The organism is Marmoricola sp. OAE513, from assembly GCF_040546585.1.
Classification (GTDB): Bacteria; Actinomycetota; Actinomycetes; order Propionibacteriales; family Nocardioidaceae; genus Marmoricola.
Genome location: NZ_JBEPOC010000001.1, coordinates 3,166,883 through 3,188,645 on the forward strand (window position 1 = coordinate 3,166,883; position 21,763 = coordinate 3,188,645).

Below are 21,763 nucleotides of genomic sequence, written 5' to 3' on the forward strand. Positions count from 1 at the left end.
TGCGCCTATGGGTGAGTACGTCTACACGTTGCGCAACGTCCGCAAGGCGCACGGCGACAAGGTGGTTCTCGACAACGTCACGCTGTCGTTCCTGCACGGTGCCAAGATCGGCGTCGTCGGGCCGAACGGCACCGGTAAGTCGACGCTGCTGAAGATCATGGCCGGCATCGAGAACGCCAACAACGGCGAGGGCCTGCTGGACCCGGGCGCGACGGTCGGGATGCTGCAGCAGGAGCCCCCGCTGACCGAGGGTCGGACCGTCCTGGAGAACGTCGAGGAGGCCGTGGCCGAGACCAAGGCCAAGATGAAGCGTCTCGACGAGCTCTACACCGCGATGGGTGACCCGGACGCCGACTTCGACGCTCTCAACGAAGAGGCCGGGAACCTGCAGAGCGAGCTCGATGCCGCCAACGTGTGGGACCTCGACAGCCGGCTCGACCAGGCGATGGACGCGCTGCGCTGCCCGCCGCCGGACGCGATCGTCGACACCCTGTCGGGAGGCGAGCGGCGCCGGGTGGCGCTCTGCAAGCTGCTGCTCCAGCAGCCCGACCTGCTCCTCCTCGACGAGCCGACCAACCACCTCGACGCCGAGTCCGTGCAGTGGCTCGAGGGCCACCTGAAGACGTACCCGGGCGCCGTGCTCGCGATCACCCACGACCGGTACTTCCTCGACAACGTCGCCGAGTGGATCCTCGAGCTCGACCGTGGCAAGACGCACCCCTACGAGGGCAACTACTCCACGTACCTGGAGACCAAGAAGGAACGTCTGAAGATCGAGGGGCAGAAGGACGCCAAGCGCGCCAAGATGCTCGAGAAGGAGCTGGAGTGGGTCCGCTCCAACGCCAAGGCTCGTCAGACCAAGAGCAAGTCCCGTCTGGCCCGGTACGAGGAGATGGCAGCCGAGGCGGACAAGGCTCGCAAGATCGACACCGCTGACATCAACATCCCGCCGGGGCCGCGCCTCGGTGACGTCGTCCTGGAGGCCAAGGGCCTCACCAAGGGGTTCGAGGACCGGGTGCTGTGGAACGACATCTCGTTCACGCTTCCCCGTGCCGGCATCGTCGGCGTCGTCGGCCCCAACGGCGTCGGCAAGACGACGCTCTTCCGGATGATCACCGGCGGCGAGCAGCCCGACGCGGGCTCGCTGACGGTCGGGCAGACGGTGAAGATCTCCTACGTCGACCAGAGCCGTGGTGGCATCGACCCGGAGAAGAACGTCTGGGAGGTCGTCTCGGACGGTCTGGACTTCATCAAGGTCGCGAACTTCGAGATGAACTCGCGCGCCTACGTGGCGTCGTTCGGGTTCAAGGGCCCGGACCAGCAGAAGAAGGCGGGGGTGCTGTCGGGTGGAGAGCGAAACCGCCTCAACCTCGCGCTGACGCTCAAGCAGGGCGGCAACATGCTGCTGCTCGATGAACCGACCAACGACCTGGACGTCGAGACGCTCTCCGCGCTCGAGGACGCGTTGCTGGACTACCCGGGCTGCGCCGTGGTCACCTCCCACGACCGCTGGTTCCTCGACCGCATCGCCACGCACATCCTGGCGTGGGAGGGCACCGAGGACAACGAGGGCGAGTGGTTCTGGTTCGAGGGGAACTTCGCGTCGTACGAGGAGAACAAGATCGAGCGCCTCGGCGTCGAGGCCGCCCGTCCGCACCGGGTCACCCACCGGCGGCTCACACGCGACTGAGGCGAGAGCCGTCGAGCTTGCTCGTACGGCCGAGCCGATTGAGTGTGTTGAGCGCGAAGCGCGATCACACGCGACTAGGGTCCGAGCGCAGCGAGGAGGTTGAGGTGCCGGCGCGCTGGCGCTGGCCTCGAAACCCTAGTGCTCCCGGATGTCGTCGAACTCCGGGTTCTCGGCCAGCAGCTGGTCCGAGACGGCGTTCATGACGCGTCCCATCGCGGCGTAGTCCGCCGCGTCGGCGACGTCGACGAAGTGCGCCCGGACGCCGGTGACGTGCGTGTGCGCGGCCTGCTGGAGGAGCTCCCAGCCCTCGGCGGTCATCACGGCGTCGACCCCGCGCTTGTCGTCCTCGGCTGCCTCGCGCCGGATCAGGCCGGCCTTCTCCATGCGGCTCACGGTGTGGGTGACCCGGCTGCGCGAGTGCTGCATCGACTCGGCGATCTGCGCCATCCGCAACGTGCGGTCAGGGGACTCCGAGAGCCTGACCAGGATCTCGTACTCGGCCATCGAGACACCGTGCGCCTGACGCAGCTCGCGGTCGAGGGTGTCCATCAGCAGGGTGCTGCCGACGATGAAGGCGCGCCAGTTGAGCTGCTGGTCGGCGTCGAGCCAGCGCGTATCGGATCCGGTCATGGGCGCGAGTCTAGGGGAGTCGGAATACCTTCGCGGCTGCGTTAGTTGAAACTTCTACGACCTGCTGTTAGGGTCGCCACAGAGTTGAACATTCAACCAATCCGAGATTTGGGAAGAGGCACAGCAATGACGAGCACCATCAGCACCGACGTGGTCGCAGGCACCTGGACGATCGACGCCAGTCACTCCGAGGTCGGCTTCACCGTCCGACACCTGATGTCGAAGGTCCGCGGCCAGTTCGAGAAGTTCGAGGGCAAGCTCACCACCGGCACCGCGCTGTCGGAGACCAAGGCCGAGGCCACCATCGACCTGAACTCGATCAACACCCGCGACGAGCAGCGCGACGGCCACCTGCGCTCCGCCGACTTCTTCGACGTCGAGAACTCCGGCCCGATGACCTTCTCCTCGCTGTCCTTCGACGGCGCCACCGCCAAGGGCACGCTGACCATCAAGGGCGTCGCCCGCGAGGTCGAGCTGGACGTCGAGTTCCTGGGCATCGAGAACGACCCGTGGGGCAACCAGCGGATCGGCTTCGAGGCCAACACCGAGATCAACCGCAAGGACTTCGGCATCGACTTCAACATCCCGCTCGACGGCGGCAAGCTGCTCGTCGGCGACGCGGTCAAGATCCACCTCGCCGTGGAGGCTGTGCTCGACCAGGCCTGAAAATCACGCCGACCCGGCACTGATGTGCAGAAGACCCCGTGCGACGCACGGGGTCTTCTGCACATCAGTGCCGGGTCGGCGTAGCTCAGACGCGCTCGAGGATCATCGCCATGCCCTGGCCGCCGCCCACGCACATGGTGATCAGGCCGGTGGACTTGTCGTGCCAGTCCAGGCTGTTGATCAGCGTGTTCTGCAGGCGGGCGCCGGTCATGCCGAAGGGGTGACCGACGGCGATCGCGCCGCCGTTGACGTTGACCTTGTCCAGCGGCAGGCCGAGCTCCTGGTACGACGGCACGACCTGGGCCGCGAACGCCTCGTTGATCTCGGCGAGGTCGATGTCGTCGATGGTCATGCCGGCGTGCTTGAGCGCCTGCCGGGTCGCCTCGACCGGGCCGAGGCCCATGATCTCCGGCGACAGGCCGGAGACGCCGGTGGAGACGATCCGGGCGAGCGGCTTGATGCCGAGCTCCTTCGCGCGGGTGTCGGACATGATCACGACGGCGGCGGCGCCGTCGTTCAGCGGGCAGCAGTTGCCGGCGGTGACGACGCCGTCGGGGCGGAAGACCGGCTGCAGCTGGGAGATCGCCTCGTAGGTGACGCCGGCGCGCGGGCCGTCGTCGGCGGAGACGACGGTGCCGTCGGCCAGGGTCACCGGGGTGATCTCGCGGGCCCAGAAGCCGGACGCGATCTGCTGCTCGGCCAGGTTCTGGGAGCGGACGCCGAACTCGTCGAGCTCCTTGCGGTCCAGACCCTTGAGCCGGGCCACGTTCTCGGCGGTCTGGCCCATGGCGATGTACACGTCGGGGAGCAGGCCGTCCTCGCGCGGGTCGTGCCAGTCCTGGCCGCCCTCGGCGTACTTGGTCGTGCGGGCCTGGGCGTCCTCGAACTTCGGGTTCTTGGTGTTCGGGATGTGGTCGGAGGTGCCGAACTGGTAGCGGGAGACCATCTCGACGCCGGCCGAGATGTAGACGTCGCCCTCGCCGGCCTTGATCGCGTGGAACGCGGTGCGGCTGGACTGCACCGAGGAGGCGCAGTAGCGGGTGAGCGTCGTACCGGGGATCTCGTAGCCCATGAGCGTGGTGACGATGCGGGCCATGTTGTTGCCCGCCTCGCCGCCCGGGAGGCCGCAGCCGAGGATCAGGTCGCCGACCTCGTTCGGGTCGAGCTCCGGGATCTTGTCCAGTGCGGCCTGCGTGATGAAGGCGGTGAGGTCGTCGGCGCGGAAGTCCTTGAGGGATCCCTTGTTCGCGCGGCCGATGGGGGTGCGGGTCGCGGAAACGATCACTGCCTCGGGCATGGGTGGTACTCCGATCCTGGTCTGTGAGATGGGCAACTCCGGTTGCCATCGGTCAGTCTAGAACGTGTTCTGGTGAAAGGATCTGGGTCGTGCGTCACACCTACGAGTGCCCGATCCGCTGGGCTGACATGGACCTGCTCGGGCACATCAACAACGTCGCCTACCTGGACTACCTCCAGGAGGCTCGGATCGCGACGCTCAGCGCCCCGGCCGACGGGTTCCGACGTTCGGGCCCGGACGGTGTCGTGGTGGTCCGGCACGAGATGGACTTCCTCGCGCCCCTGAAGTTCCGCAAGCGTCCGGTGCTGATCGACTCCTGGATCACCGAGATCAAGGCCGGGTCGTTCGTGATGGCCTCGGAGATCTACGACGAGGGTCCCGAGGGTCGGGTCGTGTACCTGCGATCCTCGAGCCGGCAGGCGCCGATCGTGCTGGAGACGGAGGCGCCCCGGCGGATCAGTCCCGAGGAGCGGGCAGCGCTGGAGCGGTACCTGGAGCCGGCAGAGAGCCGCAAGCCGCTTTCTTCGGCCGGTACGTCGCAGCACGTGTACCCGCTGCAGGTGCGCTGGTCGGACCTCGACCCGTACCACCACGTCAACAACGTGAAGTACGTCGAGTACTTCCAGGAGGCGCGGATCCAGTACTCGATGGCGATGCACCAAGCCGGCGACGTCTTCGGTGACTTCGTGGTCGCCCGCATCGACGTGGAGTACCTGCGTCCGACGCCGTACCGCGACGAACCCTACGAGCTGCACAGCTGGATCAGCCACGTCGGGCGCACCTCGGCGGTCTTCGCCGGCGAGGTCCGCGACGGGGACACCGTGCACGCGCGCACCCAGGTCGTCACCGTGGGCTTCGACAAGGAGACCCAGCGGGCAGCGGCGCTCCCGGCCGACCACCACCTCCGCCTCACCGAGCAGCTGGCGGCCTCGGGTCTCGCCTGAGAGGTCGGCTGCGGTCAGCTCTCGGGCGTGTTCACCATGAACTGCGCTGCGTGGGTCACGTAGTCCCAGAACTGCGCATCCTGCTCGGGCGTCAGGTCGACGCTGTCGAGACCGTCGCGGAAGTGCTTGAGCCAGTGCACGGCGGCGTTCGGGTCGACCGGGAACGGCGCGTGCCGCATCCGCAGCCGCGGGTGCCCCCGCGTCTCGGAGTAGGTGCCCGGACCACCCCAGTACTGCGCCAGGAACAGCGTGAACCGCTCGGCGGCGGGGCCGAGGTCCTCCTCGGGGTACATCGGCCGGAGCACCTCGTCGTCGGCCACGCCGGCGTAGAAGCGGTCGACGATCGCAGCGATCGTCTCCATGCCGCCGATCTCGTCGTAGAAGGTGCTCACCACCCCATTGTGCCGACCCGGGCGCAACGCAGCGCGGCCAGGTACCTCTCGGCGTCCGCCGCGTTGCGCCGACGCGCCTCCCAGGTGATGCCGACGAGCAGCAGGACCAGACCGACCGTGCCCAGCGTGATCCAGCGGGGGAGCGCGGCAGCGATGGGGGTCACGTGCCGCACGGCGAGGATCGCGACCACCCCGGCGCCGGTCAGGAACGGCGCGCTCCAGCGGCGCTGAGCCCCCACGGCGAGCACGGCCAGCCCGGCCGCGGCGATCAGGGCACCGCGCAGCGAGACCGGCTCGTCCAGGGTGAGCAGGAGGCTCGGGAGCACCCCCAGGCTCAGGCCGCTGCCGAGCGCGCGCCAGCTGGAGACCTGGTCGTCGCGCAGCAGCCGCAGGTAGCCGGCGGCGAGGAGGACCAGCGCGACCGGGACCGCGTACGCCTCCGGGGTGCTCACGCCGTCGTCGATCCGCATCACGGTGGCGACGCCGAGCAGGCCGGTGGCGAGCCACGAGGCGAGCTCGCGGTCGCGGTTCGTGATGGCGACCAGGGCGGCTGCGGCACCGGCGAGCGTGACGACCAGGGTGACGACGTCCCTGTCCGCCGGCAGGCCCGCGGCGACCGCGGAGCCCAGCACGGCCGAGCACTCCAGGGCGATCCGGGTCGGCTCCGTCCTCCGGATCCGGGACGCCCCGGTGCCGACGACCGCGGCGACGCCGATCAGGGCGAGGCCCGCCGTGTTGGCCCCGGCGCCGGCGACGTAGGGCCACTGGGTGGCGGCCACGCACGCCGCGCCGGCTGCGGCGAAGGCGAGGAGCGGGACCAGTGCGCCCTCGAGGCGGGCGGTGTCGGCGCGCGCGGCGAGCACGGTGAGGCCGGCGCAGAGCAGCGTCGCCACGGTTGCGGTCAGCGCGTGGGACGGCGCGACGGCCGCCAGGGCGATCGCGACCGGGACCGCGAAGGCGGCGGAGAGCTCCAGGGCGGTCCTCGTTGCATCCGTGCGTCCGATGAACTCTGCGGCCAGGGCGACGGCGATCGCGGTGAGGAGCAGGGTCACCGCTGCCTCGCTGCTGCTTCCGCCTGCGACGTAGGGCCACTGGGTGGCGGCGACGTACGCTGCGCCGGCGGCAGCGAACGCGAGCAGGGGGACGCGCGCCCCCTCGGGGCGCTGGGTGTCGTGCCGGGCGGCGAGCACGGTGAGGCCGGCGCAGAGCAGGGTTGCCAAGGTCGCGGTCAGCTCGTGGGACGGTGCGTCGGAGGCCAGCGCGATCGCGACCAGCACGGCCGGTACGGCGGAGAGCTCCAGGGCGGTCCTGGTTGCATCCGTGCGTCCGAGGCGTTCTGCGGCCAGGGCGATCGCGATCGCGGTGAGGACCAGGGTGACTGACGCTTCGCGCGCGTCTCCGCCCGCGACGTAGGACCACTGGGTGACGGCGACGTACGCCGACGCGGCTGCTGCGAAGGCGAGCAGGGGGACCAGTGAGCCGTCGAGGCGGTCGTCGTTGCGGGTGGCCAGCGCGGTCAGGCCCGCGCAGAGCAGCGTTGCCAGGGTCGCGGTCAGCTCGTACGACGGTGCGACGGAGGCCAGCGCGATCGCGACCAGCACGGCCGGTGCTGCGGAGAGCTCGAGGGCGGTCCGGGTCGCCTCGGTCCGTCCGAGGCGTTCTGCGGCCAGGGCGATGGCGATCGCGGTGAGGACCAGGGTGACCGACGCTTCGCTGGTGCTTCCGCCCGCGACGTCGGGCCACTGGGTGGCGGCGACGTACGCCGACGCGGCTGCGGCGAAGGCGAGGAGCGGGACCAGTGCGCCGTCGAGGCGGGCGGTGTCGGCGCGCGTGGCGAGCACTGTCAGGCCGATGCAGAGCAGCGTCGTCAGACCGGCGGTCAGGCCGTGGGACGGGGAGGCCAGCGCGAGTCCGATCGCGACGACGTAGGCGCCGGCGACCAGGCCGGCGAGGTCGGAACCGGGCCGGGTGCGCAGCGCGACGGTGATCGCGGTGACCAGCACCAGCAGCGAGTTCCAGGCCACCACGGCCGACAACCGGGCGGGTCCGCTCTCCAAGTGGACGGTGGCACCGCCGATGGCGACCAGCACCGGGGCGCCGGCGTACAGGGCCCCGCGCACCCGGGCGCGGGTGTCCTCGGGGACGTGGCGGAGCAGCCCGAGCGCGGTCAGCACGGCGGTCGCGGCGAGGACCGGCGCGGTCCAGGCCGCCAGCGTCCACGACGAGCCCGAAGCGGGGTTCGGCAGGTTCTCCAGGACGGCGACCGGGCGGACGATCACGGTCCCGGCGGCGAGCGTCGTCCCGGTCGCTGCGAAGAGCGCGGCCGGGGCGCTCCAGACCCGCGATCCGTACGCCGACACGGCGGCGAGGCCGAGCACCACCGCGCAGCCGATCAGCAGGTGCACCTCGTCGGAGGCGGTGGTGGTCCCGCCGAAGGCCAGCACTCCGCCGCAGGTCAGCGCCGTGCCGGCGGTGACGAGGCGCAGTGCTTCGGGAAAGCGGCTCACGGATGCGACGACGGCGGCGTACAGGCCGGCGACGACCAGGGGCCAGCAGCGGGCGTCCTGCCACCACTGGGCCGTGGTGACGACCGAAGCCCGGTTGATGCCCTCGGTGAGGACGACGAACCAGCTGACCGTGCCGAGTCCGACGGCCACCCACCCGAGGAGGGTCAGGCGCCCGGCGCTCGGACGGAGGAACGGGACCGAGAACGCCCCGAGCAGCGCGGCCGAGACAGCGCAGGCGACGGTGCTGGGCGAGCGGGTCCAGGCCTCGCTCGCCGTCAGCGTCAGGAGCCCGACCGAGGCGATCCCGATCATGCCGCCCAAGGTGCGCGTCGGTGTGGTGGCGGCCCAGGACGCGACCCCGGTGCCGAGGCCGAGCAGGACCAGGCCGATCAGCCCGCCGAGGTGGTGGGCGTCCAGAGTGTCCAGTCCGAGCAGCCCAGCGTCGTAGGCGGCGAGCATGTCGATCGTCACCAGGGCGGAGGTCAGCATCCAGACGGTCTCGGCGCCGCCGCGCAGGCCGCGGCGGGTCAGGGCGCCGGCGCCGGCCGCGAACAGCCCGGTCACGACGATGAGGACCGTCGTCCTGCCCAGCAGGCCGAGCGAGCCCCAACGGACCGCGATGAACACGATGGCGGCGACCAGCAGGCACAGACCGCCGAGGCTGAGCAGGACCGCCGGCGCGTTCACCCGTGGGCGAGGCGCGCGGGCCGGACGAGCAGCCTGCGGCGGACGCGGTGTCCGCGGTGCGAAGGTCGGGTAGGCCGGGTACGGCGCCGGCGTAGCTGTCGGAGCGGCGGCTGCCGGTGTAAGTACCGGCGTGGGTGCCGGTGTGGGTGCCGGGGCGGGTGCGGGGACCAGTGCCGGGACCGGTGCGTCGCGCAGGGTCTCGACGACGCGGTCGGCGCGGCGTAGCAGACCCCAGAGAACGGCGGCGTCGGTCCCGTTCAGGGCCAGACCGCACCCGGTGCAGGTGACGTCGGGGTCCAGGGGCGCGCGGCAGTCGGGGCAGACGGTGCGGTCAGCGAGCTTGCTCATGCCTCCAGCGTGATGGGGCGCGGAGGCCTGCGCCTGAGTACGGCTACTCGGATCGGGCTACTTCGTCCCGGGGGAGTTCTGGTCGTTCCAGACGACCCGGCCCGGGCTGGGCATCACGATGCCCTCCTCGTCGAACCGGGCCTTGATCCGCTCGCGCATCTCGCGCGCCACCACCCACTGCTGCTGCGGCATGGTCTTGAGGGTGACCCGCACGACCACCGAGTCGGGGCTCAGCGACTGGACGCCCCAGACCTCGGGCTCCTCGATGATCCGGTCCCGGTAGCCCTTGTCCTCCCACAGGTCGTGGGCGACCTCCTTGAGCAGCCGGCGGACCTTGGCGATGTCCTCCTTGTAGGAGACCGCGATGTCGAGCACCGAGCGCGACCAGTTCTGGCTCTGGTTGCCGACGCGCAGGATCTCGCCGTTGCGGACGTACCAGACCGTGCCGTCGACGTCGCGCAGCCGGGTCACGCGCAGGCTGACCGCCTCGACGGTGCCGCTGGCCTCGCCGAGGTTCACGGTGTCACCGACGCCGACCTGGTCCTCGAAGATCATGAAGATGCCGGAGAGGAAGTCTTTGACCAGGCTCTGGGCGCCGAAGCCGAGCGCGACGCCGACGATGCCGGCGCTGGCGATCAACGGGGCGATGTCGTAGCCGAGCTCGGAGATCGCCATCATCAGGACGACCACGAAGATCACGCCGGTGACGATGCTCTTGAGCAGGCTGCCCATGGTCTGGGCGCGCTGGACGCGGCGGTGGGTGCCGACCTCGGCGTCCGGCTCGGCGAACGGGCCCCTCATCAGCTTGGTCGGAACCACCCCGGCGCTGGCCCGGGCGACGAGCCGGTCGATCACCTTGTGCAGGATCCAGCGGGCCACCAGGCCCAGGATCACCAGCCAGAGGATCGCGAACGGCTTGCCGATCACCCAGGCAGCCGCGTGTGCCAGGTCCGCGTTGTCGGTCCAGTGGAACACCGCAGCACAGGTCCAGCTGTCGGAGTCCTTGCAGGTCTCGGGCATGGAGAAGATCGCTTGCACAGTCGTCGCGGCGGGCATGGAACGGAGGCTACGCGAACGGGCGTAGTGAGGATCACGCGACCAGGACCAGTGCGCTGGTGCTCGACCGAGTCCGCGACTGAGTATCCTTGGCCCATGAGTGATCTCCAGGCCCGGAAGTCCCGTACCCGTCTTCGTCGTGCGCTGCTGGCGCTCTCGGTGGGGATCCTCGGCTCCGTGCTGGTCCCGGCGACCGCGTTCGCCGACACCCCGGTCACCCAGCCGGACGCCCCGCACGTCTCGGGCCTGCACTACCTGCTGATCCTGGTGCTGATCCCCGCCGGTCTGTTCGCCGTGATCACGCTGCTGGCGGCGCTGCCGTCGATGATCAGCGACAAGGGCTACGAGCCGGGCCAGTCCTGGCGCTCCGACCCCGAGTGGTTCGGCGGCCCGCGCAAGGGCGTCGAGGCAGCGGACGACCTGTCGGCCCAGCAGATCGAGGCCGCGGAGTCCGAACGGGGTGGCACCAGTGGCCAGTGGTGACGGGTTCTCGGCCGACCAGCGGTACGACATCGACCGAGCCATCCGGGCGGCCGAGACGGCCTGCCGCTACGAGTTCTCGCTCTACGTCGGTCCTGCCGAAGGCGCTTCGGCCGAGTTCGCCCAGCGGCTGCACGCGTCGCTGATCGCGCCGGGACGCAGCGTCCTGATCATGATCGACCCGGCCGCCCGGGTGCTCGAGATCGTCACCGGCTCCGTCGTGCGCCGGGTCCTGAACGACGACGCAGTCCGGCTCGCTGCTGCGGCGATGGAGTCGGCGTTCAGCCAGGGCGACCTCGTCGGTGGCATCAAGCGGGGGGTCAGCCAGCTGGCGGACGCTGCCCGCCAGCCGGCCACCCTGCACGCCTCTGGGCACGCCTCTGGACACGCCTCTAGCTAGTCGCGGCGGCGTCCCTGGCCTGGCCGGCCAGGTAGCGGGCGACGTCCGCGCGTCCCTCGGCCACGTAGCGCTTCGCGCCCGGGTTCGCGCTGGTGCTCTCCAGCCACGCGTCGACCTCGTCCAGCAGCGCCTGCGACGCGGCCGGACGCGGGAACAGCGCCGCCAGCGCGGTGGACGCCTTGTGCGTACCGAGGTGCTCCCACATCGTCTCGACGGCCTCGAGGTACTTGGCCGTGTACGGCGCCAGCACCTCCTCCTGGCCGCTCGCCTGGAACGCGCCGACGATCGAGCGGTGCGTCTCGTTGGGGGTGTCGGCGTCGAGCACCGAGGCCTGCCACGCCTCCGCCTTCGCCTCCGCGGTCGGCTGGGCGGCCCGGGCCGCAGCGGCGTGCTCCTTGCCCGAGATCGTGTTGTCGGCCGCGAGCTCGGTCTCGATCCGGTCGCCGGCACGCCCGCGACGGGCCAGCGCGCTGATCAGCACCCAGCGCAGGTCCTGGTCGACGGCGAGGCCCTCGAAGGAGAGCTTCCCGTCGAGGATCTCCTCGAGGTCGGTCAGGGCCGCCTCGCTGCGCGCCGCGCCGGCGTACGAGCGGGCGAAGGTGAGCTGCTGGTCGCTCTCGGCGGCAGCCTCCTCCAGGAGGGCGCGAAGCCCACGCTCCCAGCGCTCCTGCAGCGCGGGCCGGTTCGCAGGCGCGGAGAAGGAGTTCGTCGCCTGGGCCGCGTAGTCCGGGATCCGGCTGATGCCCCAGGCGTCGGTCTCCGAGCCGATGTTGGCCAGGACCAGGTGCACGAAGTCGGTCGCGGTCATCTCGGCGTCCCGGGTCATGTCCCAGGCGGCTCCCCAGCACAGCGCGCGGGCGAGCGAGTCGTCGAGCTTGTCGAGACCCTCGACCACGGTCGCCAGCGAGCGCTCGTCGAGACGGATCTTGGCGTACGCCAGGTCGGCGTCGTTGAGCAGCAGCAGGTCCGGCTGCTTCTTCCCGACCAGCTCGCTGATCGGCGTGGCGGGGCCCTCGACGTCGACCTCGAGGTACTCGCGGCGGACCAGGCGGCCGTCCTCGGTCAGGTCGTAGAGGCCGATGCCCAGGCGGTGGCGGCGCAGTGTCGGCCAGTCCGGGTCGGCGGTCTGCAGCACCGAGAAGGAGGAGTACGCGTCACCGTCGAGCTCGAAGGACGGGGTCAACGTGTTCACGCCGGCGGTCTGCAGCCACTCCGCGGCCCAACCCTGGAGCTCGCGGCCCGAGGACTTCTCGAGCGCGGCCAGCAGGTCGGCGAACTCGGGGTTCCCGTAGGCGAAGTCCTTGAAGTACTGGCGCAGTCCGGCCAGGAACGGCTCGAGCCCGACCCAGGCGACCAGCTGCTTGAGCACCGAGGCGCCCTTGGCGTAGGTGATCATGTCGAAGTTGACCTCGACGGCGTGCAGGTCGTAGTTGTCGGCTGCGATCGGGTGCGTGCTCGGCATCTGGTCCTGGCGGTACCCGGTCTGCTTGCGCGCGTTGGTGAAGCCGGTCCAGGCGTCGGTGAAGTCGGTGGCCTCCGCCTCGCACCAGTAGCAGGCCCACTCGGCGAAGGACTCGTTGAGCCAGAGGTCGTCCCACCACTTCATCGTGACCAGGTTGCCGAACCACATGTGCGCCATCTCGTGGGTGATCACCGAGGCGCGGAACTCGTAGAACGAGCGGGGCTGCCGGGAGCGGGGGAGGTACTCGTCGCGCAGCGTCACGCAGCCGGCGTTCTCCATCGCGCCCATGTTGTACTCCGGCACGTAGAGCTGGTCGTACTTCTCGAACGGGTACGGGTAGTCGAACTGCTCCTCGAAGAACGCGAAGCTCTGCTTGGTGATCTTGACCAGCTCGTCGCGGTCGAGGAACTCCACGAGCGACTGCCGGCAGTAGTGCCCGAGCGGGATCGTGCCGAACTTGCCCTCGTAGACGTCCTGCACCTCGTGGTACTCACCGGCCACCAGGGCGGTGATGTACGTCGACATCTTCTTCGTGGTCGGGAAGCGCCACACGGCCTTGCCGTCGGCGAGGGGCTCGGGCTCGGGGGTGACCTGGTTGGACACGACCGTCCAGTGCGCCGGAGCGGTGACGTGGAAGGTGAACACGCTCTTGAGGTCGGGCTGCTCGAAGGTGGTGTACACCCGACGCGCATCGGGGACCTCGAACTGGCTGTAGAGGTAGACGCGGTCGTCGACCGGGTCGACGAAGCGGTGCAGGCCCTCGCCGCTGTGGCTGTAGGTGCAGTCGGCGCGGACCACCAGCACGTTCTCGACGTGCAGGTTGTCCAGCTGGATCCGGCTGTCGGCGTACACCGCGGCGGGGTCGAGGGACTCTCCGTTGAGCGTGATCTCGTGGATCGTCGCGCCCACGAGGTCGGCGAAGGTGCTGCCGCCGGGGAGCGTGGAGGAGAAGGCGATGGTCGTGGTCGAGGCGAAGGTCTTCTCGCCGGTCGTCAGGTCGAGCTCGATGGTGTACGAGTCGACGTCGATGATCGTGGCGCGGGTCTGCGCCTCTTCGCGAGTCAGGTTTGTTCCAGGCATGTCGGCATCATGCCACCGGGGCAGAAGGCCCTGAAAACAGGCATGAAACTACAACGTTGTAACGGCGTGTCGTGTTGATTTTTCTGGGACGAGTGGTAGTCAGAGTGACTCATGTTGCTCTAGCGTTCGGGTGTGCAGACCCGTCGTTGGACCCGTCCTGGGCTCGTGATCGCCCTTCTCGGGCTGGTCGCGGGGCTCCTCCTGTCGCCCCCGCAGGCGCAGGCATCCTCGACGATCCTGTGCAAGGGCTTCACCGCGTGCGAGAAGGCCGGGTACAGCAGCTTCGGCTACGGGCCGAGCAACTACAAGAAGATGTGGTGGCGGATGTACTCCGGCCACAACTGCACCAACTACATGGCCTACCGGATGATCAAGGCCGGCATGCCGGTCGACCGTCCGTGGAAGGGCAGCGGCGACGCGCGCAACTGGGGCGTCGTCTTCAAGTCCAAGGTGAACCAGACGCCGATGATCGGCTCGGTCGCCTGGTGGAGCAGCAACCACGTCGCCTACGTGCAGCAGATCGTCGACGCGAACACGATCATCATCTCCGAGGACCACTACCGCGGAGACTTCGACTGGCGGAAGATCACCCGCGCCGGCGGTGGCTGGCCGACCGGGTTCATCCACCTCGTCGACGAGGCCGTCACCTCGACCGCGCCACCGACCATCACGGGGACGCCGAAGGTCGACCAGACCTTGACGGCGAAGCCCGGCACGTGGAACCGGGCGGGCGCGACGTACAAGTACCAGTGGCTGGCAGCGGGCAAGGCGATCGCCGGTGCGACCACGGCGACCTACCGGCCGACCGCCGCCCAGGTCGGCCAGACCTTCAGCGTCAAGGTCACCGCGTCCAAGGCCGGGTACAAGACCGGCACCCGTAACACCGCGGTGAGCAAGGCCACCGTCCCCGGGACGATGGCGGTCGACGGCGAGCCGGTGATCTCGGGGATCCCGAAGGTGGGCGCCACCCTGACCGCGTCGGTGCCGACGTTCGCGCCGGCCGCCGAGGGGATCCGCTACGGCTGGTTCGCCGACGGCCGGTTCATCCCGGGCGGCAGCGGGACCAGCATCACGCTGAAGCCGGAGCAGCTCGGCAAGGCGGTCCGCTTCGTCGCGACCGCGAACCGCACCGGGTACGACGCCGCCCCGGCAGCGAGCGCTCCCACCGTCGCAGTGCTCCCGGAGAAGCTCGCGGTCACCGCCGAGCCGCGGCTGGTCGGCAACGCGTACGTCGGGCGGGCCCTGACGGTCACGCCGGGAGCCGTCGCACCGAAGGCCGCCGAGACCTACCAGTGGCTGCGCGACGGCAAGCCGATCGCCGGCGCCACGAACGCGCGGTACGTCCCGAGCGCGCTGGACCCCGGCACGAGGCTCAGCGTCCGGGTGTCCTTCGCCCGCCCCGGCTACACCACGGTCGTCCGCGATCTCAAGATCAAGCGGGAGGTGCACGCGTTCGCCAAGATCGCCGTCGCCTCGCGCGCGCACCGCCAGGTGACGGTCGCGATCTACGCCACGGGTGTCACCGGCCCGCGCGGCACGGTCACCCTGCTCACCCGGAGCGGGAAGAAGATGACCCTGACGCTGAAGAACGGCAAGGCGACGTTCGCGCCGTCCTGGCTGCACCAGGGTGAGCGCACCTTGACCGTCGTCTACTCGGGCTCCTCCAAGGTCCACGAGAAGACGACCACGCGGACCGTCGCGGTCAAGTGATCTGGTTGCCCGCGAGCTCGAAGTAGAGACCGCGGCGCTCGAGCAGGTCGGCGTGCCGCCCGCGCTCGACGATCCGACCGCCGTCGAGGACCAGGATCTGGTCGGCGTCGCGCACGGTGGACAGCCGGTGAGCGACCACGAACACCGTGCGGTCGACGAAGGCGGCCCGCAGGCTCGCCTGCAGCTGCGTCTCGGACTCCGCGTCCAGCGCGCTGGTCGCCTCGTCGAGCAGCAGCACCTGAGGGTCGCGGTACAGCGCACGGGCGATGCAGATCCGCTGGCGTTCACCGCCCGAGAGCCGGGTGCCGCGCTCGCCGACCCGGGTCTCGTAGCCCAGGGGCATCCGGCGTACGAAGTCGTCGGCGGTGGCCGTGCGCGCTGCCCGGACGACACGGTCCAGGTCGATCTCGTCCTCGCCGAACGCGATGTTCTCCGCGACGGTGCCGTCGAAGAGGTGGCTGTCCTGCAGCACCACCCCGAGCCGGCGGCGGTAGGCCCGCAGGTCGACCTCGGCCAGGTCGACGCCGTCGGAGGTGATCCTGCCCGTGACCGGACGCAGCAGGGCGGCGATGAGGAGCAGCAGGGTCGACTTGCCGGCGCCGGAGCGTCCGACGATCGCGACCGTCTCGCCGGGTTCGGCCTGGATCGAGATGTCGTCGAGGACCAGCCGGTCGACCGCACCGGGGTGCCGGAACCCGACGCGGTCGAGCCGCACCCGCCCCTGCGGTTCCGGTGGGGTGGTGCCGGTGCCCTCGACCTGCTCCGGCTCGTGGTCGACGAACTCGCCGAGCCGGTCGAGCAGGACGCGGCCCTGCTGCCACACGTCCCAGGTGCCCAGCAGCAGGGTGAGGGGTGCGCTGGTCACCATGACCAGGGAGAGGAACGGCACGAACTCGCTGATCGGGATGTTGCCCTCGACGACCTGGTAGGACCCGAAGCTGATCGCCAGCGACAGCGGGATCAGACCGACGACGGCCAGCGCGCCCTCGTAGAGCATGATCGTGAGATCCGCGCTGAACAGCCGGCCGGAGAGGTCGTCGAACTGGGCGGCGAGCCGGCGCTGCAGCTGCTTCTCCGAACCGGCCGCCTTGACGGTGTCGATCCCGCGGATGGCATCGATCTGCCGCGACTTGTAGCGGCCCCAGGACTCCTCGAGGCTCTGGAACGCCGGTCGCAGCTTCCGGCGCGAGACGTACATCAGCACGAGGTAGAGCGGGACCACCGCCAGGTACACCGCAGGCAGGCGCACGTCCCAGGTCGCCATGATCACCCAGGCGCCGATCACCTGGAACAGGGCGACGAACGCGCCGACGCCCCGGACCAGGAAGAAGCTGCGGACCTCGCGCAACCCGTTGAGCCGGCGCTCGACGTCCCCGGTGCGTCGGTTGGCGAAGAACCCGATCGGGAGGGCGAGGAGGGTCTCGGCGACCTTGTCGAGACTGGCCCGGTCGATCCGCAGTGCTGCCCGGGTGACCGTGTAGCGCTGCAGCACCGTGAGGGCGGCGGACAGGCCGAGCACCCCGAGGACGATCGCCATCACCGGGAGCAGCGACCCGGTGTCCTGCCCCTGGATGACGTTCTCGATCACCCACTTGCTCGACAGCGGGATGGCCAGGCTCGTCGCGGCGATCCCGATGCCGGACAGCGTGGCGACGACGATCGCCGGCCACTCGGCGCGCAGGAACGGACGGAAGAAGGGGCCACCGGAGGACGCGACCGGGGTGTCCGCCAGCGCCTCGGTGGGAGCGACCAGCAGGGCGTAGCCGGTGAAGCGCTCCTCGAACTCCGTGCGGGTCAGGAACCCCGAGACCCCGACCGGGTCCATCACGCGGACCTCGCGGGCGCCGACCTTGTCGAGCACGACCCAGTGGTTGCCGTCGACGTGGCACAGGGCGGGGAGTGGCAGCTCGTCGAGCCGGGACGTCGAGACCGTGGTCATCGCGGAGGTCAGCCCCAGGTGCTGGGCCCCGCGGTGCAGACCGAGCAGGCTGGTGCCGTCGGAGGCGGTCGAGACCGCCTCCCGGACGGCGACCATGCTGACCGGGTGGCCGAAGCTGCGGCAGATCGCGGTCAGGGCGGCGGCTCCGCAGTCCATCTCGTCGAGCCCGAAGACCTGGGGGACCTTGGCGGTCCGGCCGCGGCTGCGGAAGGCGGACCAGTCCGCGGCCGGGAGCTCGACCGGTACGGCGTCGCGGGGCACCGGGGCAGGGGCTGGGGGGAGCGGCGGCGCGGGGGAGCGTCGCTTCGCGCGCGGCGTGGGGCGTGCGAGCGTCGAGGAGCGGAACAGCGTGGCGGTCGGCTCCCAGAGGTCGATCAGACCCCGCGCCACCGAGCCGTGCAGCGTCAGGGTCTGCAACGGTCCCGTGGCCCGCACGCTGACCGCGGCGCGGTCCTCGGCCGCTGCCTCCGGCCCGATCAGGTCGCCGGGCCCCAGGGTCCGGACCTGCACCTCGGACCCGTCGTGGCCGCGCGCCGTCGCGCGGGCGGTGCCGCGGACCACCACGTGCACGACGTCGGGCACCTCGCCCTCGGTGACCAGCTCGTCACCGAGGACGTGCTCGGCCGCGTCGAGCGAGCCCGCCACCAGGCGGCGTACCTCGAACGGGGCGTCGTCGAGGGCGAGCAGGCCGACGGGGAGTCGGTCGGCCCGCGCGGTCCTCGTGCTCTGTGATGGCTCCATCGCGCGCTCAGGCTACGACGTGACGCGCGACTGCGCCGGAGATCACCTCGGCGCGGACGACCGCCTCGGCACGTGCCCGGCTGCCGGGTTCCTCGGGGCTCGGGTCGGTGCGGGACACGACGTGCAGCAGGCACCACCCGTCGCCGGCGGGCACGGGGCCGAGGAGCTCCCCGGGCAGGGCCCCGGCCAGCGCGGCCCGTACGGCGGGTGCGCCGATCCGGCTGAGCACGTCGTCGACCTGGCGCACCGGGAGCGCGGCTGCTGCTGCAGCGTCGGCGAGCGGGAGGCCGTCGTGCAGCACCTGGTGCCGCAGCTCCTCGGCGACCGCGCGGGAGGTGGTCTCCACGACGTGCGCGACCAGGCGGGTCCAGTCGAGGCGGTGCGCCGCGACGACGGCCCCCACCGCGGCGTCGGTGGTGCGGGTGGTCGCCAGGCGCTCGACCCACCCGTCCGGCTCGAAGGTGGCGGCGTCGACCGGCCCGGCGCCCAGGGCGCACGCCGCGGCCGCCGCGCTGAGCAGCTCGGCGCTGGTGGCCTCGAGGTCGCCGGAGCACACGAAGGCGCACCACGGGCTCGCGGTCGTCGTACCGGCGCAGGCATCGGCGCACCACCGGCGGAAGTCGTCGGGGTCGATCTCCCACGTGGCCAGCCAGGCGTCGAGCCGGTCCGCCGTGAGCAGGCCGCGGCTGCGGCGGAAGCCCTCCTCGGCCTCGACCGGGGAGCCGAAAAGCGCTTCACGGCCCCCGGGCCTCGCACGTCGTGCGAGGTCGGAGACCGTGAAGACGACGCCGTCCGCCGCGAAGACGCGGCGTGCGGCGAGAGATGCAGGAGCGTCAGGGAGGGAGACGCCCGTCATCGTGGTGGGTCTGCTCGGGCAATCAGTCGATGTGCAGGCCGAGAACGGCCGTGATGCCGCCGACGAGCGCGATGACCGCGGGGCCGAGGTCGAGGAAAGCTGCTCCGCCGACGACGCCGGCAGCGTCGGTCTCGGTGGGGGCCAGGTCAGTGAAGGTGCTGTTCATGTCGTGTCCCGATCTGTTGCGCCCCGGTGGGAAGCCCGAGGCTGGTGGTTTATTTGTAGGCCCGTCCGGGGCGTATTTCAACGCATCCGGGGTGTGGCTGGGTTACGACTTTGTTGCCGCGGAGCGAACTGTTCGGCTTGTCCTGGTTTGGGCGGCGTCGCGTGCGTCACACCCGCGCCGGTCGGCGAGGTAGTGCCCGGGGAATGCCCGGGGGGAATAGAGCCCGGCCGGGAGAGGTTCGCCCGACATGACGACTCCTGCCGCAGGCACCGCTGACTTCTGGTTCGACCCGCTCTGCCCGTTCGCGTGGATCACCTCGCGGTGGATCCTCGAGGTCGAGCAGGTCCGCGACATCGAGGTCAAGTGGCACGTGATGAGCCTGGCCTACCTGAACAAGGACAAGGACATCCCGGCCGAGTACCGCGAGCTGCTCGCGCCGGCGTGGGGACCCGTCCGGGTGCTGATCGCGGCGTCGGCCAAGCACGGCGACGAGGTGCTCTTCCCGCTGTACAACGCGTTCGGCACCCGCATCCACCACGGCAAGCAGCCGATCGACCGGAAGCTGGTCACCGAGGTGCTCGCCGAGGTCGGTCTGGAGCCCGAGCTGGCGGACGCGATGGACGACTCCTCCCTCGACGAGGCGGTCGCGAAGTCGCACCACGAGGGGATGGACCAGGTCGGTGACGACGTCGGTACTCCGACGATCGCGATCAACGGCGTCGCGTTCTTCGGGCCGGTGCTGTCCTCGATCCCGCGGGGCGAGGAAGCCGGCAAGCTCTGGGACGGGGCGGTCGCGCTGGCGTCGTACCCCGACTTCTACGAGCTGAAGCGGACGCGGACGGGGAGCCTGGACTTCAGCTGAGGTCCTGCTGGGCAGTCAGCCGAGCTGGGACTCCATCCAGGCGCGACGCGCGGTCAGCCAGCTGATCAGGTAGTCGGTCTCGCCCGGCTGGTCCGGTGCGTGCACCGTGCCGGGCAGGCTCTGCCCGTCGGCGTGCCAGGTTGCCCGGTCACCGGCCGCGGACGTGGCGATCAGCGCCTGCTGCGCGGCGAGTCCGTCGATCGCCTCGCCGGTGGCGGGACCGACCACGTCCCGCCAGCGCTGCTCGACCCGCGCGAGGAACGCCGGGTCGGTGATCATCCGGGTCAACCAGTGGGTGTTGTGGGTCGCCTGGCGCTTGGCACCCTCGTCGAAGCGCAGCCACCAGCCCTGCGTGGACGCGCAGCAGGTCGACGTGCTCGTCCGGGCGTACCCGCTGGAGAAGTCGAAGTCCCAGACCGGGCCCATGGTGAACGTGCCGGCCGGGTCCCAGGAGACGAAGACGCTGGACCAGAAGTCGGAGTCGAGGTTCTTCATGAGCTCGTTGACCAGGTACCAGTCCGCGAACGAGTCGAGGTCGACGTACTTCGCGTAGCCGGTCACCGGGTCGAGGTAGTCCGGCCCGTAGAGCGCGGTCTCGAACGCGCTGACACTCGCCCCGACGTCGGACTTCTGGCTCTCGGTCGGCTCGCCGGGATCCTTGAACGCCAGGGGCATGCCGTGCGGTGAGGTGAAGCCCGGCTCCTCGTTCTCGACGTACCGGCTGTCGACCTCGAGCAGCAGGCCGCCGGCCTTCAGCGCCACCTTGTCCTTGTTCGCCTCGATCTGCTCGGTCAGCTGGTAGAGCCCGATGTCGATGCCGTTGAGCGTGACGTCGACGAACCGCGAGTCCGGCGTCCATCCGAGCGACGTCTTCGCCGCGATCCCGAAGGCGGTCCAGGTGCGCAGCGCGGAACGGTCCGCGAAGTTCGCGAGCAGGACCCAGTCCTTCTCCTCGGGCATGCCGAGCAGGCCCGCCTTGGTGGCAAGCTTGATGCGGTACGGCTTCTTCGGCATGGCCCAGGTGCTGTTGCCGCGCCCCTTGATCTGCATCGGCTGGGCTGCGCCGTCATCGACCTGCAAGGTGCCGCTCACGTACTCCTCCCGGCTCGCGACGGGCTTCGCGCCCTCGGTGCTCAGGGTGATCCGGGGCAGCGTGCCGGGAGCCGGGTACGGCGTCAGTGCGATCGCGGTGCCGACGTACGGCGCGGAGCCGTCGAAACCGAGCGCCACCAGGCGGTACTGCTGCGGCCGTCCGCCCGGGTCGGCGAGCGGCCAACCTTGGGTGGGCGAGCTCGTCTGGGTCTTTTCCGCCAGCGTCCTCCAGCTGCCGCCCCGGAGGACCTGCAGCCGGAGGACCCGGCCCGTCCGCGCCGGCGACAGGGTGGAGACCACGGTGAGGGTCGGACGGTTGCCGGTCAGCGAGAGGGAGCTGGTCTCGGCGGTGGTGGTGACGGTGACCGCGCCTGTCCGTCGCTTGGCCTTCTCGGAGGTCGCCGGAGCGAGGACGCGCAGCACGACCGTGGTGGACCTGGCGCGCGTGACGAAGGCGTAGCGACCGGTCCGGGTGGTCGTCCCGCTCGCGACGGTCGTCCAGCTGCCGTCGGAGGAGCGTCGCTGCAGCTTGACCGCACGCGTGCTGCTGCCGATCTTCCCGGTGACGTCGAACCGTTCACCGAGCAGCGGTGCCGCCGGCGTGGCGCGTGGAGCAGCGGCCGGAGCGGGCTCGGGCCTGGCGGCCTCGGCGGGGGAGAACCCGAGTGCGACCGGCGTCAGGAGAGCCACGGCGCACAGGACGGCGAGGGCGCGCCGACGAAGATGCATTCGGCCATTGTTCTGCGCGCGCGTCCACC

Annotated in this window: 17 protein-coding genes; 7 read left to right on the plus strand and 10 right to left on the minus strand. The window is 70.5% G+C overall.

All coding sequences use genetic code 11. The annotated features are described in order from the left end of the window. The first annotated feature begins 7 nt into the window (after positions 1 to 7). Positions 8 to 1,690, plus strand: coding sequence for an energy-dependent translational throttle protein EttA (ettA, locus tag ABIE44_RS15840; protein ID WP_209715408.1), 1,683 nt, complete (start codon positions 8 to 10; stop codon positions 1,688 to 1,690). Positions 1,691 to 1,825: 135 nt separating this feature from the next. On the opposite strand, the gene ABIE44_RS15845 is transcribed toward ettA, so the two are convergent. After that, the gene (locus ABIE44_RS15845; protein WP_209715405.1) at positions 1,826 to 2,320 is read right to left on the minus strand and encodes a MarR family winged helix-turn-helix transcriptional regulator; all 495 of its coding nucleotides are present in this window, start codon (positions 2,318 to 2,320) and stop codon (positions 1,826 to 1,828) included. Positions 2,321 to 2,446: 126 nt separating this feature from the next. Here ABIE44_RS15845 and ABIE44_RS15850 point away from each other — a divergent pair, with 126 nt between their 5' ends. Then, the gene (locus tag ABIE44_RS15850) at positions 2,447 to 2,986 is read left to right on the plus strand and encodes a YceI family protein (RefSeq protein ID WP_209715402.1); all 540 of its coding nucleotides are present in this window, start codon (positions 2,447 to 2,449) and stop codon (positions 2,984 to 2,986) included. An 85-nt stretch (positions 2,987 to 3,071) separates the two neighbouring features. Here ABIE44_RS15850 and ABIE44_RS15855 read toward each other — a convergent pair whose 3' ends face one another. Continuing rightward, positions 3,072 to 4,283: an acetyl-CoA C-acetyltransferase gene (locus ABIE44_RS15855; RefSeq protein WP_209715398.1), complete on the minus strand. Its 1,212-nt coding sequence runs from the start codon at positions 4,281 to 4,283 to the stop codon at positions 3,072 to 3,074. An 89-nt stretch (positions 4,284 to 4,372) separates the two neighbouring features. Between ABIE44_RS15855 and ABIE44_RS15860 the strand changes: the two genes are divergently transcribed. Further along, positions 4,373 to 5,227, plus strand: a complete 855-nt coding sequence (locus tag ABIE44_RS15860) for an acyl-CoA thioesterase (RefSeq protein ID WP_209715395.1) — start codon at positions 4,373 to 4,375, stop codon at positions 5,225 to 5,227. Between the two features lie 14 nt (positions 5,228 to 5,241). Here the strand turns inward: ABIE44_RS15860 and ABIE44_RS15865 are convergent, their stop codons facing one another. The 3 genes from ABIE44_RS15865 to ABIE44_RS15875 are packed head-to-tail and all read right to left on the minus strand — an operon-like array spanning position 5,242 to position 10,217. Continuing rightward, a complete protein-coding gene (locus ABIE44_RS15865; RefSeq protein WP_354438162.1) occupies positions 5,242 to 5,619 on the minus strand; it encodes a globin in 378 nt (125 codons plus the stop codon). Then, positions 5,616 to 9,161 (minus strand): SCO7613 C-terminal domain-containing membrane protein, encoded by a 3,546-nt coding sequence (locus ABIE44_RS15870; RefSeq protein WP_209715388.1) that lies wholly within the window; start codon positions 9,159 to 9,161, stop codon positions 5,616 to 5,618. The genes ABIE44_RS15865 and ABIE44_RS15870 overlap by 4 nt, the downstream gene beginning before the upstream one ends. 57 nt (positions 9,162 to 9,218) lie before the next feature. After that, on the minus strand, positions 9,219 to 10,217 hold the full coding sequence (locus ABIE44_RS15875; protein WP_354438163.1) for a mechanosensitive ion channel family protein: 999 nt from the start codon (positions 10,215 to 10,217) through the stop codon (positions 9,219 to 9,221). Between the two features lie 96 nt (positions 10,218 to 10,313). On the opposite strand from ABIE44_RS15875, the gene ctaJ reads away from it, so the two are divergent. After that, positions 10,314 to 10,700 (plus strand): aa3-type cytochrome oxidase subunit CtaJ, encoded by a 387-nt coding sequence (ctaJ, locus tag ABIE44_RS15880; RefSeq protein ID WP_209715385.1) that lies wholly within the window; start codon positions 10,314 to 10,316, stop codon positions 10,698 to 10,700. Next, positions 10,687 to 11,097 (plus strand): DUF5130 family protein, encoded by a 411-nt coding sequence (locus ABIE44_RS15885; RefSeq protein ID WP_209715382.1) that lies wholly within the window; start codon positions 10,687 to 10,689, stop codon positions 11,095 to 11,097. Before ctaJ ends, ABIE44_RS15885 begins: the two co-directional genes overlap by 14 nt. Here the strand turns inward: ABIE44_RS15885 and pepN are convergent. Next, positions 11,090 to 13,639 (minus strand): aminopeptidase N, encoded by a 2,550-nt coding sequence (gene pepN / locus ABIE44_RS15890; protein WP_209715379.1) that lies wholly within the window; start codon positions 13,637 to 13,639, stop codon positions 11,090 to 11,092. The genes ABIE44_RS15885 and pepN overlap by 8 nt on opposite strands. 132 nt (positions 13,640 to 13,771) lie before the next feature. Between pepN and ABIE44_RS15895 the strand changes: the two genes are divergently transcribed. Then, positions 13,772 to 15,349 carry a CHAP domain-containing protein gene (locus ABIE44_RS15895; RefSeq protein ID WP_209715376.1) on the plus strand — a complete coding sequence of 526 codons (1,578 nt, stop codon included), beginning with the start codon at positions 13,772 to 13,774 and terminating at the stop codon, positions 15,347 to 15,349. On the opposite strand, the gene ABIE44_RS15900 is transcribed toward ABIE44_RS15895, so the two are convergent. The 3 genes from ABIE44_RS15900 to ABIE44_RS15910 are packed head-to-tail and all read right to left on the minus strand — an operon-like array spanning position 15,342 to position 19,051. Further along, the gene (locus ABIE44_RS15900; protein ID WP_209715373.1) at positions 15,342 to 18,029 is read right to left on the minus strand and encodes an ATP-binding cassette domain-containing protein; all 2,688 of its coding nucleotides are present in this window, start codon (positions 18,027 to 18,029) and stop codon (positions 15,342 to 15,344) included. The two genes, ABIE44_RS15895 and ABIE44_RS15900, sit on opposite strands and share 8 nt — an antisense overlap. Before the next feature lie 7 nt (positions 18,030 to 18,036). Next, positions 18,037 to 18,885 carry a peptidylprolyl isomerase gene (locus ABIE44_RS15905; protein WP_209715369.1) on the minus strand — a complete coding sequence of 283 codons (849 nt, stop codon included), beginning with the start codon at positions 18,883 to 18,885 and terminating at the stop codon, positions 18,037 to 18,039. Positions 18,886 to 18,907: 22 nt separating this feature from the next. Continuing rightward, a complete protein-coding gene (locus ABIE44_RS15910) occupies positions 18,908 to 19,051 on the minus strand; it encodes a hypothetical protein (protein ID WP_209715366.1) in 144 nt (47 codons plus the stop codon). A gap of 247 nt (positions 19,052 to 19,298) precedes the next feature. Between ABIE44_RS15910 and ABIE44_RS15915 the strand changes: the two genes are divergently transcribed. Then, a complete protein-coding gene (locus tag ABIE44_RS15915; protein ID WP_209715363.1) occupies positions 19,299 to 19,913 on the plus strand; it encodes a mycothiol-dependent nitroreductase Rv2466c family protein in 615 nt (204 codons plus the stop codon). A gap of 15 nt (positions 19,914 to 19,928) precedes the next feature. On the opposite strand, the gene ABIE44_RS15920 is transcribed toward ABIE44_RS15915, so the two are convergent. Further along, positions 19,929 to 21,734, minus strand: coding sequence for a CotH kinase family protein (locus ABIE44_RS15920; RefSeq protein ID WP_209715359.1), 1,806 nt, complete (start codon positions 21,732 to 21,734; stop codon positions 19,929 to 19,931). Positions 21,735 to 21,763 lie beyond the last annotated feature (29 nt).